This window comes from Pseudomonas sp. NPDC086112, assembly GCF_044746425.1.
Taxonomy (GTDB): domain Bacteria; phylum Pseudomonadota; class Gammaproteobacteria; order Pseudomonadales; family Pseudomonadaceae; genus Aquipseudomonas.
The window spans coordinates 1-17110 of record NZ_JBIVCD010000031.1 but is presented as its reverse complement, the minus strand read 5'-3'; the positions used below and the strand labels follow the sequence as shown (position 1 = coordinate 17110).

Sequence of the window (17110 nt, the reverse complement as noted above, 5' to 3'; positions counted from 1 at the left end):
AGCAAGCCCGCTCCCACATTCGACCGCGTTCCCCTGAGAGAACTCGGTCACTGTGGGAGCGGGCTTGCTCGCGAAGACTGACTGTCAGGCACTGAATCACTTTCAGATTCACCCCTGCTTGCCAGCCTCCAACATATCCTCCGGCCTCACCCACGCATCAAACTCTTCATTGGTCAGATAGCCCAGCTGCAACGCCGCCTCACGCAGGGTCAGCCCCTCGCTGTAAGCCTTCTTGGCAATCTCCGCCGACTTGTCGTAGCCGATGTGCGGGTTCAGCGCCGTCACCAGCATCAAGCCTTGTTCCAGGTGCTCGGCCATTTTCTCGGCATCCGGTTCCAGCCCGGCGATGCAATGCTGCTGGAAGTTACTGCAGCCATCGCCCAGCAAGCGGATCGATTGCAGCAGGTTGTGGATGATCACCGGTTTGAACACGTTCAATTGCAGGTGGCCCTGACTGGCGGCAAAACCGATGGCAACGTCATTGCCCAATACCTGACAGGCCAGCATCGACAGGGCTTCGCACTGAGTCGGGTTGACCTTGCCGGGCATGATCGAACTGCCCGGCTCATTGGCCGGCAGTTTCACTTCGGCAAACCCTGCTCGCGGCCCGGAGCCCAGCAGGCGCAGGTCGTTGGCGATTTTCATCAGGGTCACGGCAAGGGTCTTCAGGGCGCCGGAAAGGGTGACCAGCGGCTCGTGGCCGGCCAGGGCGGCAAATTTATTGGGGGCCGTAACGAACGGCAGGCCGGAGAGGGCGGCCAGTTCAGCAGCGATCGCTTCGCCAAAACCGTGGGGTGAGTTCAATCCGGTGCCGACCGCAGTGCCGCCCTGGGCCAGCTCACAGACGGCCGGCAGCGCGCTACGGATCGCCCGTTCGGCGTAATCCAGTTGCGCGATGAACGCTGAGAGTTCCTGGCCGAAGGTAATCGGCGTGGCGTCCATCATATGGGTACGACCGGTCTTGACCAGTTTCATATGTCGTGCGGACAACTCCGCCAACCCGCCCGACAATTCGCTGATCGCCGGCAGCAAATGCTGCTGCACCGCCTGAGCCGTCGCGATGTGCATGGCCGTGGGGAAGCAATCGTTGGAACTCTGGGAACGGTTGACGTGATCGTTGGGATGCACCGGCGTCTTGCCGCCGCGCGGGTTGCCCGCCAGTTCGTTGGCGCGACCGGCGATCACTTCGTTGACGTTCATGTTGCTCTGGGTGCCGCTGCCGGTCTGCCAGACCACCAGCGGGAACTGCTCGTCGTGGTCACCGTCGAGCACTTCGTCGGCGGCCTGTTCGATCAGCCGGGCGATGTCGGCGGGCAGGTCGCCATTGCGATCGTTGACGCGCGCCGCGGCTTTCTTGATCAGGGCCAGGGCGTGCAGCACCGCCAGCGGCATGCGCTCGTTGCCGATGGCGAAGTTGATCAGCGAGCGTTGCGTCTGAGCGCCCCAGTAAGCGTCATCCGGGACTTCTACCTGGCCCAGGCTGTCGGTTTCGATACGGCTCATCATGCACACTCCTGTCGGTCTGATAGCGCAGTTTAGGCCGTGATCGCCGGCCGTGGTTCCATCAGTCTGGAATTTGACCGTTCAACCCCTCTAAATCAGGCGCGACAAGGCTTGGGGTTGAGTGACACACTTTTTTAGGTGCAGAATGGACGCCCTTGAGGTTTTGCCTCGCCTGCTAGAAAAGGAAACTCGATGACTCGTCTTCGTGCCATCTGTACCGCGGTTGCACTGGTTTGCGCCAGCGGCCAGGTTTTTGCCGATACCGCCAGCCACAACGCCAGTGCCGAAGCTTTCCTGACCCTGGCGCACGCTGACAAATTGGGCACTCCGGTGTACATGCAAGTGCAGCAAATGTTCGCTCAGCGCTTTGAACAGACCAAAGCCCCTGAATCGAAAAAAGCCCTGCTGGAAACCTATCAAGCCAAGGCCAACGCCGCCCTGGACGCAGCCATTGGCTGGAACAAGCTGAAGCCGGACATGGTCAAGCTTTACACCACCAATTTCAGCGAATCCGAGCTCAAGGATCTGGTTGCGTTCTACCAGTCTCCACTGGGCAAGAAAGTCCTGGAAAAAATGCCGCAGCTGACTCAGCAATCGGCACAGATGACCCAGGCCAAGCTGGAAAGCGCGGTGCCTGTGGTCAACAAACTGCTGGCTGACATGACGGCCGAGCTGGAGCCTAAAGGCGCCGCTCCTGCCAAGAAAAAGCCTTAAGCGGAGTTCGGGATGACCATGCAACAACGCATCGAATCGACGCTCGGGCTGTTACAGCCCGAGCACCTGCAAGTGCTGGATGAAAGCCATATGCACAGCCGTGGGTTGCAGACCCACTTCAAGGCCGTGGTGGTCAGCCAGCAGTTTGAAGGCCTCAATCGCGTCAAGCGTCACCAGAAGGTGTACGGCACGTTGGGCGAACTGATGGGCGAGTTCCATGCGTTGGCGCTGCATACCTACACGCCGCAAGAATGGGCACAGATCGGCGCGGCTCCGGCCTCGCCGACCTGCGCTGGCGGCAGCAAGCATTAATGTCCTGCCACCTGTAGGAGCGAGGCTTGCCCGCGAAGGCGTATTCAAGATCGCTATCGCTGGCAAGCCATGCTCCTACAGGAGCGGTTATTTTTGCTAGAATCCGCAACGCGCCGCTTACCCGGCGCGTTTTTTTTCGCATCCGGTTCACCCCTTACGAGGGTAGCCACCTGGAGAATTACCCATGACACAACAGATTGTCGTGGCGGCACTGTATAAGTTCGTCACCCTGGAAGATTACGTCGCCCTGCGCGAGCCGCTGCTGCAAGCGATGGTCGACAACGGCATCAAAGGCACGCTGCTGATCGCCGAAGAAGGCATCAACGGCACCGTGTCCGGCAGCCGCGAAGGCATTGACGGGCTGATGGCCTGGCTCAAGAACGACCCGCGCATGGACGACATCGATCACAAAGAGTCGTACTGCGACGAGCAGCCGTTCTATCGCACCAAAGTCAAACTCAAGAAAGAAATCGTCACCCTGGGCGTTGAAGGCGTGGACCCGAACAAAAAGGTCGGCACCTATGTGGATCCGCAAAACTGGAACGCGCTGATCAGCGATCCCGAAGTGCTGCTGATCGACACCCGCAACGACTACGAAGTCTCGATTGGCACCTTCGAAGGCGCCATCGATCCGAAGACCACCAGTTTTCGCGAATTCCCCGACTACATCAAAGCCCATTTCGACCCGGCCGTGCACAAGAAAGTCGCGATGTTCTGCACCGGCGGCATTCGCTGCGAAAAGGCTTCTAGCTACATGCTCAGCCAGGGTTTCGACGAGGTCTATCACCTCAAGGGCGGCATCCTGAAGTACCTCGAAGAGGTGCCGCAGGAAGAAACCAAATGGCAGGGCGACTGCTTCGTTTTCGATAACCGCGTGACCGTGCGCCACGACCTCAGCGAAGGCGACTACGATCAATGTCATGCCTGTCGTACGCCTGTCAGCGTCGAAGACCGCGCGTCCGAGCACTATGTGGCCGGCATCAGTTGCCCGCATTGCTGGGATAAGCTGAGCGAGAAAACCCGTCGCAGTGCCATCGACCGGCAGAAGCAGATCGAACTGGCCAAGGCGCGCAACCTGCCGCACCCGATTGGTTACAACTACAAGCAAACTCCTTCCGAGGCTTGAGCCATGTCTGTACGTCGCCTGCTCTATGTGATGGACCCGATGTGTTCCTGGTGCTGGGGCTTTGCGCCAGTGGCCAACGCGCTGGTCGAGCAGGCGCAGGCGGCGGGGGTGGACGTGCATCTGGTCGTCGGCGGTTTGCGCACCGGCAGCGGCTCAGCGCTGGAGCCGACCACCCGGCGCTACATCCTTGAACACTGGCAGGCGGTCCACGAGGCCACTGGCCAACCGTTCAAGTTTGAAGGCGCGCTGCCTGACGGGTTCGTCTACGACACCGAGCCTGCCTGTCGGGCGCTGGTGACGGCGCGCAGCCTGGCACCGGATTGCGCGTGGAAACTGCTCGGGTTGATCCAGCATGCCTTCTACGCCGAAGGTCGCGACGTCACTCACGCCAGTGTGTTGGTGGAGCTGGCGGAGCAGGCCGGTTTGCCGCGCATCGAATTCGCCGCCGCCTTTGACCGTGCCGATCAGCACGCAGCCACCGCTGCCGATTTCACCTGGGTCCAGGACCTGGGCATTGCCGGTTTCCCGACCTTGCTGGCAGAGCGTGATGGTCAATTGGCGTTGCTGACCAATGGGTATCAACCTTTGAATGTGTTGTCACCGTTGCTCGGCCGCTGGCTGGAGCGCGCTGCCTGTGCATGACCTGCCCGACAACGTTCCAGCCCCTGCACGTGTCGACCGTCTGAGCTGGGCAGAAATCCGTCGCCTGGCCCTTCACCATAAAAAATCCCTGTGGATCGCCAACGGCGTCGCGGTATTGGCAACGCTGTGCAGCGTGCCGATCCCCTTGCTGTTGCCGTTGCTGGTGGACGAAGTGCTGCTGGGCCACGGCGACGCCGCGCTGAAAATCATGAACCACGCGCTGCCCGACGTCTGGCAGAAAGCCGCGGGTTACATTGGCCTGATGCTGCTGGTGACTCTGGCACTACGCTGTGCGGCGTTGTTGTTCAACGTGGTGCAGGCGAAGTTGTTTGCGGCGCTGGCCAAGGACATCGTGTATCGGATCCGGGTGCGGTTGATCGAACGGCTCAAATGTATCTCGCTGGGCGAATACGAAAGCCTGGGCAGCGGCACGGTGACTACGCACCTGGTCACCGACCTGGACACCGTGGACAAATTCGTCGGCGAAACCCTCAGTCGTTTCCTCGTGGCGATGCTGACGCTGGTGGGCACCGCCTCGATCCTGATGTGGATGCACTGGAAACTCGCGCTGCTGATCCTGCTGTTCAACCCGCTGGTGATCTATGCCACGGTGCAGTTGGGCAAGCGGGTCAAACACCTGAAGAAACTCGAGAACGACAGCACCTCGCGCTTCACCCAGGCCTTGACCGAAACCCTGGATGCCATCCAGGAAGTGCGCGCCGGTAATCGGCAGGGCTTTTTCCTCGGACGGCTGGGCCAGCGAGCGCGTGAAGTGCGCGATTACGCAGTGAGCTCGCAGTGGAAAACCGATGCATCGAACCGCGCCAGCGGCTTGCTGTTCCAGTTCGGCATCGATATTTTTCGCGCCGCGGCCATGCTCACCGTGCTGTTTTCCGACCTGTCCATCGGCCAGATGCTGGCCGTGTTCAGCTACCTGTGGTTCATGATCGGTCCGGTGGAACAACTGCTCAACCTGCAATACGCCTTTTACGCCGCCGGCGGTGCGCTGTCGCGGATCAACGAGTTGCTGGCCCGCGCTGATGAGCCGCAATACAGCGGCAGTGTCGACCCGTTTCAAGGGCGCGACACGGTAGGCATCGAAGTTCAGGGATTGAGTTTCGGCTATGGCGACGAATTGGTGCTGAACCAAATGAACCTGTCGATTGCCCCCGGTGAAAAAGTCGCGATTGTCGGCGCCAGCGGGGGAGGCAAAAGCACCCTGGTGCAGTTGCTGCTGGGCTTGTACACGCCGCTGGCCGGCACCATCCGTTTCGGTGGTTCGACTCAGGAAGAGATCGGCCTGGAAACCGTGCGTGAAAATGTCGCCGTGGTCTTGCAGCATCCGGCACTGTTCAACGACACCGTGCGCGCCAACCTGACCATGGGCCGCGAACGCACCGATGAAGCCTGCTGGCAGGCATTGGAAATTGCTCAGCTGCACAACACTGTACGTGAACTGCCCAATGGTCTGGACAGTATTGTCGGGCGCTCCGGTGTGCGTTTATCCGGCGGGCAGCGTCAACGCCTGGCGATTGCGCGGATGGTGTTGGCCGAACCCAAGGTGGTAATCCTCGACGAGGCCACGTCCGCCTTGGACGCGGCCACCGAATACAACCTGCACCAGGCACTGGCGCGGTTCTTGAGCAACCGCACCACGCTGATCATTGCGCACCGGTTGTCGGCCGTGAAACAGGCCGACCGTGTTCTGGTATTCGACGGTGGCCAGGTTGCCGAGGATGGCGACCATCAGCAGCTGATTGCCGATGGTGGTTTGTACGCCAAGCTTTATGGGCATTTACAGCAGCACTAGATTAATGCCACAAGACGTTCAGGGCATTTTCCCCGGCAAGGATTAGCACATGAAGACGAGCCAGCCCTGAATCGCCGGGGACTGTGCTGCTGTTGAGCATGAGCTTCCCCGGCTTGCCTAGAGTGAGAACCCATCCTAGTCTAGCGGTAGCGTTTTCGTCCGGACGACGATCGAGCAGTGTTAAGACAAGGGACCTCATGAAGCCAAAAAGGACTCTCGCAACCCCTCGGTTGTTGGGCATCGTCTGGCCTTTTATCGCCGTCGTGTTATTTCAGGCATTGTTGGGAGGCGGCAGTCTTTACGTTCTTTCGGCGGTTCGCGGTTACGTCGGCGGGGAAAGCCTGTGGTCCAAGGGCCAGAAAGACGCCATCTATTACCTCAATCTCTACGCCGACAGTCGCGACGAAACGATTTTTCTCAAATACCAGAACGCGATTGCGGTGCCTCAGGGTGGCCATGAATTGCGTCTGGCGCTGGACCATCAGCCACCGAATATCGAGGCAGCGCGAATCGCGATCCTCAAGGGCGGCAACCACCCGGACGACGTCTCCAGTCTGATTTGGCTGTACCTCAATTTCCGGAATTTCAGTTACCTGGAAAAAGCCATCGAGCTGTGGACGGTCGGTGACGCGTACCTGGTGCGACTCGATGACGTCGCGCGGGAGATGCATCAGCGTATTGCCGATAGCCAGGTCACCGATGCCGACGTCAAACGCTGGAAAGAGCAGATTTTTGCCATCAATGATGGCGTGACGCCTGCCGCCAAAGCATTCAGCGATGCCTTGGGCGAAGGCTCGCGGGTGATTCTCCGGCTGCTGTTGGTGACGAACCTGGCCACTGCGTTGGGTTTGATTGTGTTGGCGCTGTTGCGTACGCATAAACTGCTCAAGCAGCGCCATGCCTTCGCCGATGCCTTGCAGTTGGAGAAAGACAGGGCGCAGATCACTCTGCAATCGATTGGCGACGGGGTTATCACCACGGACGTCGAGGGCGCGATTGTCTATATGAATCCGGCCGCCGAGGCCTTGACTCACTGGAAGGCCGAACAGGCGGCGGGGTTGCCATTGGCGGCGCTGTTCAATCTGCTGGACGAGAGTGCTCAGGCCGACGGTTTTACCTTGATCGAGCACATTTTGAGCGGTCAGCTCAGCGGTGGCAGCGAGCATTCAAAACTGATCCAGCGTCTGGATGGCAGCACGGTTTCGGTCACTCTGGTCGGCGCGCCGATCCGCAATACGGGCAGGGTCAGTGGCACCGTGCTGGTGCTGCATGACATGACCCAGGAGCGGCAATACATCGCCAATCTGTCCTGGCAGGCGACGCATGATGCTCTGACCGGATTGGCCAACCGCCGCGAGTTCGAATATCGGCTGGAGCAGGCCCTGCATAACCTGACGCGCCAGGCGGGGCGTCACGCCTTGATGTTTCTCGACCTGGATCAATTCAAACTGGTCAATGACACCTGCGGTCATGCGGCGGGCGACGAGTTGTTGCGGCATATCTGTGCGTTGTTGCAATCAGGTTTGCGCGAAGGCGACACCCTGGCCCGGCTAGGGGGTGACGAGTTTGGCGTTCTGTTGGAAAACTGCGCGCCGCAAGCAGCCGAGAAAATCGCCGAAGGTCTGCGCCAGACCGTGCAGAACCTGCATTTTGTCTGGAAAGGCCGGCCGTTTGTGACCACCGTGAGCATCGGTCTGGTGCATGTGGTCCAGAGTCCGGCCACCCTTGAAGCTTCATTGCGTGCCGCTGACATGGCCTGTTATATGGCCAAGGAAAAGGGCCGCAACCGGGTTCAGGTCTATCACGCCGACGACTCGGAGCTGTCCTTGCGGTTTGGCGAAATGGCCTGGGTGCAGCGCCTGCACGTGGCGTTGGAAGAAGACCGCTTCTGCCTGTACGCCCAGGAAATCGCGCCTCTTGGCCCTGGTGAGCATGGCGGCGGGCATATCGAAATACTGCTGCGCCTGCATGACGAAGCGGGACGCATGATTCTGCCGGACAGTTTCATTCCGGCCGCTGAGCGTTACGGTTTGATGACATCGATTGATCGTTGGGTGGTGGAGAACGTTTTCAAAGTCATTGCCCAGTGCGTCGCCGAAGAGCGCGAAGGGCCGTTGGCCATGTGTGCGATAAATCTGTCAGGTATTACTATCGGAGATGAGGCATTTCTGGACTTCCTTCGTGAACAGTTTGTTGCATATTCAATTCCACCTGAAATGATTTGTTTTGAAATTACAGAAACCAGCGCGATTGCAAATCTGGCTAGCGCAACTAAATTTATCAATGAACTCAAAGGTTTAGGTTGTCATTTTTCGCTAGATGACTTTTGTGCCGGTATGTCCTCATTCGCTTACTTGAAACATTTACCTGTAGACTTCCTGAAGATCGACGGGAGTTTCGTAAAGGATATGCTGGACGACCCGATTAACCGCGCCATGGTCGAAGTGATCAATCACATCGGTCATGTCATGGGTAAGCGCACGATTGCAGAGTTCGTTGAAACACCTCAGATCGAGCAGGCATTGCTGGAGATCGGAGTGGATTACGCTCAAGGGTATGTGATTGAACGCCCGCATCTGTTTACCTGGGATAGTTTGCAAAGTCGTCCTGCCAGGCCCCGATCCTTGTTGTTCAAGGCGCCGGGCACGTTCCGTTGAAACCTCTTGTTGATCTTAAAATCACAATCAAAAGGAGCGCGACAGTGATCGAGACATTCAACAGAACCGGACCACTCATGGAAGCTGCAAGTTATCCCGCCTGGGCTCAGCAACTGATCCAGGATTGCAGCGAGAGCAAGCGCCGGGTTGTCGAACACGAACTGTATCAACGCATGCGAGATAACAGACTCAGTGCAAAAACCATGCGTCAGTACCTTATTGGTGGCTGGCCGGTGGTCGAACAGTTCGCTTTATACATGGCACAGAACCTGACCAAGACCCGGTTTGCGCGCCACCCTGGCGAAGACATGGCGCGTCGCTGGTTGATGCGCAACATTCGCGTCGAATTGAACCATGCTGACTACTGGGTGCACTGGAGCCGTGCCCACGGTATCAGCCTGGAAGATCTGCAAGCGCAACACGTGGCACCAGAGCTTCACGCCTTGAGCCATTGGTGCTGGCACACCAGTTCGTCGGACTCGCTGATCGTGGCCATCGCCGCCACCAATTACGCCATCGAAGGGGCGACGGGGGAGTGGTCGGCCCTGGTTTGCTCCAATGGCGTCTATGAGGCCTCGTTCCCCGAGGAAGATCGCAAGCGGGCCATGAAGTGGTTGAAGATGCATGCCCAGTACGACGATGCCCATCCATGGGAAGCGTTGGAAATCATCTGCACCTTGGCGGGCATGAACCCGAGCAAAGCGCTGCAAGTGGAATTGCGCCAGGCGGTCTGCAAAAGTTACGACTACATGTATCTGTTCCTGGAGCGTTGCATGCAGTTGGAATTGGCAGTGAAAACCCCGGTAGCCCGTGAGCGGATGGAGCTGGCCGAAAGCTGATCCTCTGAAAGCAACACAAACCAAATGTGGGAGCGGGCTTGCTCGCGAAGAGGGCTTAACATTCAACAGAGATGCTGAATGTAAGACCGCTTTCGCGAGCAAGCCCGCTCCCACATGGGTTATACAGCGGTGCTGAAATATCAGCCTGCCATTGCCAACCGGTTACGCCCCTCACGCTTGGCCACATACAACGCACTGTCGGCCCGTCGCAACAAACTTTCGGCAGACTCGCCGGGAAGCAGCGTCGAGCAACCGATGCTGACCGTCAGTTCGATCATCTTGCCCTCGGCCACATAGTCCTGAGCCTGCGCCGCAAACCGCAGTCGTTCACCAACCATGGCTGCTGCTTCCCGACTGGTGTTGGAAAGCAGAATCAGGAATTCTTCGCCACCAAAGCGGAACACCATGTCGACGTTGCGCAACTGGTTTTTGATCGAGGCTGCGACGGCCTTTAGCACTTCATCGCCGGCGCTGTGCCCGTAGGTGTCGTTGATCTGTTTGAAATGATCGATGTCCAGCATCAACAGCGACAGGGGCTGCGAGTGTCGCCGCGACATCTCGATTTCCCGTTCCAGCGTCTGATCCATGGCGATGCGGTTGCCGGTATCGGTCAGCGGATCACGCAATGCACTTTGAGTCGCCGCTCGGTAAAGCAGGGCGTTTCGCATGGGGAAGAGCAGGGTCGACAACAGTGACTCCAGGTTGCCCTGTTCCTGTTCGCTGAAACGCTGATTGCGACGGAACACCAGCTCACCCAATTGCTCGCCTTCATGGCTGAGGCTGTAGCTGATTGAATGATGACCTCGCGCGCCGAATTGCAGGCGCAAGTCGCTGGGCTGATGTTCGTAACTCAAGGCATCCAGCGGCACCAGGCGCTGAATTTCACGGAAGAAAAGTCCGAGAATGCGTTGCGGCTCAAGACTGGTTTGCAGTTGCAGGCCCAGCGTTTGACGCAACTGCGCAAGACTGTCGGGCCGCTCCAGGAGGGGAGGCTGCTGACCAAAGCCCAGGCGATGCAATTTGGCACTGTCGAAGTCAATTGCGTTGGTCTGGGAAGGTGATTTCATATGGCGTGAGCCCCTAAGCAGTAAGGCTGTCTTACAGGCTGGGTGAGAGCGGCTTTGGGCTGCGCGTCATACTGGTCCATCAGTCCCGTAGGACATTTGGCACGAGTTTAGTCCGCTTTGCCGAAGATTAGTAACCTCTCGGCTCAAGCTCCGCCTCGTCTGCTTTCACACGGCGTGTCTGAACAAAATTAGAGCGAAAGTCGTGCCATTCGGTTCAGTCGAATAAAAAGCTTTAAAAATCAAAATGCTGGAAGGTCATGCGGAGGGAGTTGCGCAGCGTGATGACATTTATTTGACTTGTAGCAGGGGTAGTTAGCACCGGGTTTGAATGCCGCGGCGGGAAGCCGTCGCGGCAGAAAAGCGACGCACGGGCACTACTGAGCGTTGAATGCCTGGCCATTGATGCCGGTGCTGTCCGGACCCATGAGGTAAAGGTAGACCGGCATGATCTCCTCAGGGGTTGGATTATTCAGCGGGTTTTCACCGGGGTAGGCTTGGGCGCGCATGCTGGTGCGGGTGGCGCCGGGGTTGATGCTGTTGGAGCGCACCGGTGCCACGGTGTCTACTTCGTCGGCCAGGGTTTGCATCAGGCCTTCGGTGGCGAACTTGGAAACGCCGTAAGCGCCCCAGTACGCACGGCCCTTGCGACCGACGCTGCTGGAGGTGAACACCACCGAGGCGTCCTGAGACAGCTTGAGCAGTGGCAGCAGGGTGCTGGTGAGCATGAACATGGCATTGACGTTGACGTGCATGACGCGCATGAAATTTTCGCCGGACAACTGCTCGATCGGGGTGCGTGGACCGATGATGGATGCGTTGTGCAGCAAGCCGTCGAGGTGGCCGAACTCGGTCTCGATCATGGCTGCCAGTTCATCGTATTGATGAGGCAGTGCGGTTTCCAGATTGAACGGAATCACGGCCGGTTGTGGATGCCCGGCCGCTTCGATTTCGTCATAGACCTGAGTCAGGTTGGCCTCGGTCTTGCCCAGCAGCAGCACGGTGGCGCCGTGGGCGGCGTAGGTTTTTGCAGCGGCAGCACCGATGCCACGGCCAGCGCCGGTGACCAGGATGACCCGGTCCTTGAGCAAGTCAGGGCGGGCGGAATAATCAAACATAAAAAACCTCAACACAAAAAAGCGGACCCTGTAGGAGCCAGGCTTGCCGGCGAAGGCGTACTCAAAACCGCCATCGCCGGCAAGCCTGGCTCCTACAAAAGCAACTCAGCAACTGCACAAAGCGTTATCCAACACCTCGAGCAACGCCAGCGGATGATCGATCACTACGTCCGCGCCCCAGTGCTTGGGGTTATCGTCCGGGTGAATATAACCGTAGGTCACCGCGCAGGTTCTGGTGCCGGCATCGCGACCGGACTCGATGTCCCGCAGGTCATCGCCGACAAACAGCACGCTGGCCGGGTCCAGGTCGAGCATCTTGCACGCCAGGATCAAAGGTTCCGGATCCGGTTTGCTGTTCTTCACATGATCGGGGCAAATCAGCACCTTCGAACGTTCGGCCAGGCCCAGCTGCTGCATGATCGGCTCGGCGAAACGCACCGGTTTGTTAGTGACCACGCCCCAGATCAGGTTGGCCTTTTCGATTTTCTCCAGCACCTGGGCCATGCCGTCGAACAGATGGCTGTGGACCGCGCAACCCTTGAGGTAGCGGTCGAGGAACTCCTGACGCAGTTCCTCGAACCCTGGCGATTCCGGGTCCATGGAAAAGTTTGCGGCGACCATCGCCTTGGCGCCACCGGAAATTTCATCGCGAATGTGTTGAGTGTTGATTGGCGGCAAACCACGATCAGCGCGCATCGCCTGGCAGATGGCGATGAAATCCGGCGCGGTGTCGAGCAGGGTGCCGTCCATGTCGAAAAGAACTGCTCTGATACGCATCGGCTTACTCCTCGCGCAGGGTCTGGATCATGTAATTGACGTCCACATCGGCCGCCAGTTTGTAATGCTTGGTCAGTGGATTGTAGGTCAGGCCGATGATGTCCTTGACGGTCAGGCCGGCCATGCGGCTCCAGGCGCCAAGCTCGGAGGGGCGGATGAATTTCTTGAAGTCGTGGGTGCCGCGCGGCAGCAACTTCATGATGTATTCGGCGCCGACGATGGCGAACAGATAGGCCTTCGGGTTGCGGTTGATGGTGGAGAAGAACACCTGGCCGCCCGGTTTGACCATCTTGAAGCAGGCGCGGATCACCGACGACGGATCCGGCACGTGTTCGAGCATTTCCAGGCAGGTGACCACGTCGAATTGCTCGGGCATTTCTTCAGCCAGGGCTTCGGCGGTGATCTGCCGGTACTCGACGCTCACGCCGGATTCCAGCTGATGCAGTTGAGCGACGGCCAGCGGCGCTTCGCCCATGTCGATGCCCATCACGGTCGCGCCGCGCTGGGCCATGGCTTCGCTGAGGATGCCGCCGCCGCAACCGACGTCGAGGACTTTCTTGCCGGCCAGATGGACCCGCTCGTCGATCCAGTTGACCCGTAGCGGGTTGATGTCGTGCAGCGGTTTGAACTCGCTTTCGCGGTCCCACCAGCGATGGGCCAGGGCTTCGAATTTGGCGATTTCGGCGTAGTCGACGTTGCTCATGGTGTCAGTCCTCTAAAACTTGAAAAACCCTGTTGCCCCGGTTTTGGTCCAGGGTGCTTACAATTCAGTGTGGCCGCTGATGCGCTGGCCCCAGGCCTTGGCGGTGGCGCACAGCTGTGCTTCATCCAGGCGGGTCAGGCGGCGGTCGTCGAGCAGTTGCTTGCCGGCGACCCAAAGATGTTTCACGCAGTCGCGGCCAGTGGCATAGATCAGTTGCGAAACCGGATCGTAGACCGGTTGCTGCGCCAGGCCCGACAGGTCGAACGCGACGATGTCCGCCGCTTTACCGACTTCCAGCGAACCCGTTTCAGCTTCGACGCCCAGCGCACGGGCGCCATTGAGCGTGGCCATGCGCAGGGCGCGATGGGCGTCCAGCGCCGTGGCCGAGCCGGCGACGGCCTTGGCCAGCAACGCAGCGGTGCGGGTTTCGCCGAGCAGGTCGAGGTCATTATTGCTGGCCGAGCCATCGGTGCCGACCGCCACGTTGACCCCGGCCCGCCACAAACGCTCGACCGGGCAGAAACCGCTGGCCAGTTTCAGGTTCGACTCCGGGCAATGAATCACATGGGTGTTACTTTCTACCAGCAGCATCAGGTCTTCATCGCTGATCTGGGTCATGTGAACGGCCTGCAGGCGCGGCCCGAGCAGGCCCAGGCGACCGAGGCGGGCCAACGGGCGTTCGCCGCACTGCTCGACCGACTGCTGCACTTCGAAAGCGGTTTCATGGACGTGCATATGAATCGAGGCGTCCAGTTCTTCGGCGATCACCCGGATTTTTTCCAGGGTTTCGTCGCCCACGGTGTAGGGTGCATGGGGTCCAAAGGTGACTTTGATCCGCTCGTGATGCTTGAGATCACCGAATAATTCAACGCCCTGACGAATGGCTTCATCCGCCGTGGAGGCGCCTGGAATCGGGAAATCGAGGATCGGAATGGCGATCTGGGCGCGAATGCCGCTGTTATGTACGCGTTCGCTGGCGACCTTCGGGAAGAAATACATGTCGGAGAAACAGGTGATGCCGCCTTTGATCTGCTCGGCGATGGCCAAGTCAGTGCCATCGCGTACAAAAGCCTCGTCGACCCACTTGGCTTCGGCCGGCCAGATGTGGTTTTCCAGCCAGGTCATCAAGGGCAGATCGTCGGCCAGGCCGCGGAACAGCGTCATTGCCGCATGCCCGTGAGCATTGATCAGGCCCGGGCTGAGCAACATGTCCGGCAATTCGCGGACTTCGGTTGCGTTAAACTTCAAGGCTGCTGCGCGCGGGCCGATAAATACGATACGACCGTCGCGGATGCCCAGGGCGTGCTCTTTAAGGACCACGCCAGCCGGTTCGACAGGTACCAGCCAGGTCGGCAGCAATAACAGGTCGAGCGCAGCGGTGGGGGTCGGCATCGAAAGTCGGTTCCAGTGCTTTTGTAAAGGATGGCGAAGTATACCCGAGCGTCTTCACGGGGGGATCGCTATAATCGACGGCTTTTGTTCATGAGTGCGGGGTAAGTGGATGCGCGATCGACTGTTGGCTGCGGAGAAGGTGAAAGCCATCGATTGGCGTGATGGCGCCCTGTATCTGCTGGATCAGCGTATTTTGCCATTCGAGCAAACCTGGATCGCCTGCACCAGCGCCGCGGGCGTGGCTGAGGCCATTCGCTCAATGGTGGTGCGCGGCGCGCCGGCCATTGGCATCAGTGCGGCGTATGCCATGGTGCTATCAGCTCGCGCCCGAATTGCCGAGGGCGGTGACTGGCAGGCCGCGTGGGAAGAGGATTACGCGTTACTGGCCGATTCCCGTCCAACAGCGGTTAATCTGTTCTGGGCCTTGAGTCGTATGCGCGACCGCCTGGACCGCCTCAAGGACGACGCAGACCCTCTGGCGGCGCTGGAGGCCGAAGCCATCGCCATCCATGAAAGTGATCGCGAAGCCAACCTGACCATGGCTCAGTTGGGCGTGGACTTGATCCGCAAGCATCAGGGCAACGCCCAGGCGATCCTCACGCACTGCAACACCGGCGCACTGGCCACCGGCGGCTTCGGCACGGCACTGGGGGTGATTCGCGGGGCGTTCATCGAAGGCATGGTCGAGCGCGTCTACGCCGACGAAACCCGCCCATGGCTGCAGGGTTCGCGATTGACCGCATGGGAATTGGCCAATGAAGGCATTCCAGTGACCCTCAATGTCGATTCCGCCGCCGCGCACATCATGAAAACCAAGGGTGTGACCTGGGTGATCGTCGGTGCTGACCGCATCACCGCCAATGGTGATGTGGCGAACAAGATCGGCACCTACCAATTGGCGGTCAACGCCATGCACCACGGCGTGCGTTTCATGGTGGTGGCGCCGAGTTCGACCATCGACATGAACCTGGCCAGTGGCGACGAGATTCCCATCGAAGAGCGCGATGGTCGCGAGTTGCTGGAAGTCGGTGGCAAGCGGCTCGGGGCGGATGTCGATGCGTTCAACCCGGTGTTCGATGTGACCCCGGCTGACCTGATTGATGTAATCGTCACCGAAAAAGGCATCGTCGAACGGCCGGATACCGCGAAAATGGCGCAGTTGATGTGCCGCAAGCGATTGCATTAAGGCTCTTTGGCGTCTGATAAATTGCCTTCGCGAGCAAGCCCGCTCCCACATTGGATCAGTGTCGGTACAAATTCTGCGACCGACTCGGTCCAATGTGGGAGCGGGCTTGCTCGCGAAGAGGCCCTGACAGTCAACAAATATCGCTGATCAGGCCGCTGATTCTCCATTCAACACGGCTCTAAGCCCCTCTCGTCCCTTTCAAGCCTGTCACCGGTCAACTAACTATGCTCCATGCGCATCTGGGGGATAGGTGCGTGGCGGCTCTTGTGATAACATCCGGCGGTTTCCAGGGTAGCCTGATGTGGCTGCCTTTACTGCGCAGATCCATGGCATAACTCGTTGATTTGTCGTAAGTCGGTGCATGGCACTCAGTCTGCATCGGCGAGCTTCGTTCGTCCCATATGGATGTGACGAAGTTTCACCAGAAAAAGGAATCAGGCTTCTCATGGGCGAACTGGCCAAAGAAATCCTCCCGGTCAATATCGAAGACGAGCTGAAGCAGTCCTACCTCGACTACGCGATGAGCGTGATTGTCGGGCGGGCACTGCCGGATGCGCGCGATGGCTTGAAGCCCGTGCACCGGCGTGTGCTGTTCGCGATGAGCGAGCTGGGCAACGACTTCAACAAGCCGTACAAGAAATCTGCCCGTGTTGTCGGTGACGTGATCGGTAAGTATCACCCTCACGGTGATACCGCGGTGTACGACACCATCGTTCGGATGGCGCAGCCATTCTCGCTGCGTTACCTGCTGGTAGACGGTCAGGGCAACTTCGGTTCGGTGGACGGCGACAATGCCGCGGCCATGCGATACACCGAAGTGCGCATGACCAAGCTGGCGCACGAGCTGCTCGCTGACCTGCACAAAGAAACCGTGGCCTGGGTGCCGAACTACGACGGCACCGAAATGATCCCGGCGGTCATGCCGACCCGTATTCCCAACCTGCTGGTCAACGGCTCCAGCGGTATCGCCGTGGGCATGGCGACCAACATCCCGCCGCACAACCTCGGTGAAGTCATCGACGGTTGCCTGGCACTCATCGACAACCCGGAACTGACCGTCGATGAGCTGATGCAATACATCCCCGGTCCGGACTTCCCGACCGCCGCGATCATCAACGGTCGCGCCGGCATCATCGAAGCCTACCGCACCGGTCGCGGGCGCATTTACATGCGTGCCCGCTCGATGATCGAAGACATCGACAAGGTCGGTGGTCGTCAGCAGATCGTCATCACCGAGCTCCCTTACCAGCTGAACAAGGCGCGGTTG

At 59.1% G+C, this 17110-nt stretch carries 15 protein-coding genes; 9 read left to right on the top strand and 6 right to left on the bottom strand.

Annotated features, from left to right (window positions below):
- Nucleotides 1-108: 108 nt before the first annotated feature.
- Complete coding sequence (locus ACIPLA_RS19955; protein WP_401175315.1) at nt 109-1503, bottom strand: class II fumarate hydratase; 1395 nt, start codon at nt 1501-1503, stop codon at nt 109-111.
- Between the two features lie 192 nt (nt 1504-1695).
- On the opposite strand from ACIPLA_RS19955, the gene ACIPLA_RS19950 reads away from it, so the two are divergent.
- The 7 genes from ACIPLA_RS19950 (at nt 1696) to ACIPLA_RS19920 (ending at nt 9603) form a co-directional block, all read left to right on the top strand.
- Complete coding sequence (locus ACIPLA_RS19950) at nt 1696-2217, top strand: DUF2059 domain-containing protein (RefSeq protein ID WP_008071591.1); 522 nt, start codon at nt 1696-1698, stop codon at nt 2215-2217.
- Between the two features lie 12 nt (nt 2218-2229).
- On the top strand, nt 2230-2529 hold the full coding sequence (locus ACIPLA_RS19945) for a BolA family transcriptional regulator (protein WP_192344031.1): 300 nt from the start codon (nt 2230-2232) through the stop codon (nt 2527-2529).
- Between the two features lie 184 nt (nt 2530-2713).
- A complete protein-coding gene (locus tag ACIPLA_RS19940; protein ID WP_063341144.1) occupies nt 2714-3655 on the top strand; it encodes a rhodanese-related sulfurtransferase in 942 nt (313 codons plus the stop codon).
- Nucleotides 3656-3694: 39 nt separating this feature from the next.
- Nucleotides 3695-4297 (top strand): DsbA family protein, encoded by a 603-nt coding sequence (locus tag ACIPLA_RS19935; protein WP_185022063.1) that lies wholly within the window; start codon nt 3695-3697, stop codon nt 4295-4297.
- Nucleotides 4290-6107: an ABC transporter ATP-binding protein gene (locus tag ACIPLA_RS19930; RefSeq protein WP_218397626.1), complete on the top strand. Its 1818-nt coding sequence runs from the start codon at nt 4290-4292 to the stop codon at nt 6105-6107. The genes ACIPLA_RS19935 and ACIPLA_RS19930 overlap by 8 nt, the downstream gene beginning before the upstream one ends.
- 197 nt (nt 6108-6304) lie before the next feature.
- Nucleotides 6305-8764 carry an EAL domain-containing protein gene (locus ACIPLA_RS19925; protein ID WP_192344033.1) on the top strand — a complete coding sequence of 820 codons (2460 nt, stop codon included), beginning with the start codon at nt 6305-6307 and terminating at the stop codon, nt 8762-8764.
- 44 nt (nt 8765-8808) lie between these two features.
- Complete coding sequence (locus ACIPLA_RS19920) at nt 8809-9603, top strand: TenA family transcriptional regulator (protein ID WP_401175310.1); 795 nt, start codon at nt 8809-8811, stop codon at nt 9601-9603.
- Between the two features lie 140 nt (nt 9604-9743).
- On the opposite strand, the gene ACIPLA_RS19915 is transcribed toward ACIPLA_RS19920, so the two are convergent.
- The 5 genes from ACIPLA_RS19915 to ACIPLA_RS19895 form a co-directional block, all read right to left on the bottom strand.
- Nucleotides 9744-10670 carry a GGDEF domain-containing protein gene (locus tag ACIPLA_RS19915; RefSeq protein ID WP_218397623.1) on the bottom strand — a complete coding sequence of 309 codons (927 nt, stop codon included), beginning with the start codon at nt 10668-10670 and terminating at the stop codon, nt 9744-9746.
- A 374-nt stretch (nt 10671-11044) separates the two neighbouring features.
- The gene (locus ACIPLA_RS19910; protein ID WP_063341138.1) at nt 11045-11785 is read right to left on the bottom strand and encodes a YciK family oxidoreductase; all 741 of its coding nucleotides are present in this window, start codon (nt 11783-11785) and stop codon (nt 11045-11047) included.
- Between the two features lie 105 nt (nt 11786-11890).
- Nucleotides 11891-12562: an N-acetylmuramic acid 6-phosphate phosphatase MupP gene (mupP, locus tag ACIPLA_RS19905; protein WP_401175305.1), complete on the bottom strand. Its 672-nt coding sequence runs from the start codon at nt 12560-12562 to the stop codon at nt 11891-11893.
- Nucleotides 12563-12566: 4 nt separating this feature from the next.
- On the bottom strand, nt 12567-13265 hold the full coding sequence (gene ubiG, locus ACIPLA_RS19900; protein WP_007899720.1) for a bifunctional 2-polyprenyl-6-hydroxyphenol methylase/3-demethylubiquinol 3-O-methyltransferase UbiG: 699 nt from the start codon (nt 13263-13265) through the stop codon (nt 12567-12569).
- Between the two features lie 57 nt (nt 13266-13322).
- Nucleotides 13323-14657 carry a TRZ/ATZ family hydrolase gene (locus tag ACIPLA_RS19895; protein WP_401175301.1) on the bottom strand — a complete coding sequence of 445 codons (1335 nt, stop codon included), beginning with the start codon at nt 14655-14657 and terminating at the stop codon, nt 13323-13325.
- A 109-nt stretch (nt 14658-14766) separates the two neighbouring features.
- Here ACIPLA_RS19895 and mtnA point away from each other — a divergent pair, with 109 nt between their 5' ends.
- Nucleotides 14767-15843 (top strand): S-methyl-5-thioribose-1-phosphate isomerase, encoded by a 1077-nt coding sequence (gene mtnA, locus ACIPLA_RS19890; RefSeq protein WP_218397615.1) that lies wholly within the window; start codon nt 14767-14769, stop codon nt 15841-15843.
- Between the two features lie 445 nt (nt 15844-16288).
- The coding region (locus ACIPLA_RS19885; protein ID WP_401175298.1) for a DNA gyrase subunit A at nt 16289-17110 on the top strand (822 nt) is incomplete at its 3' end.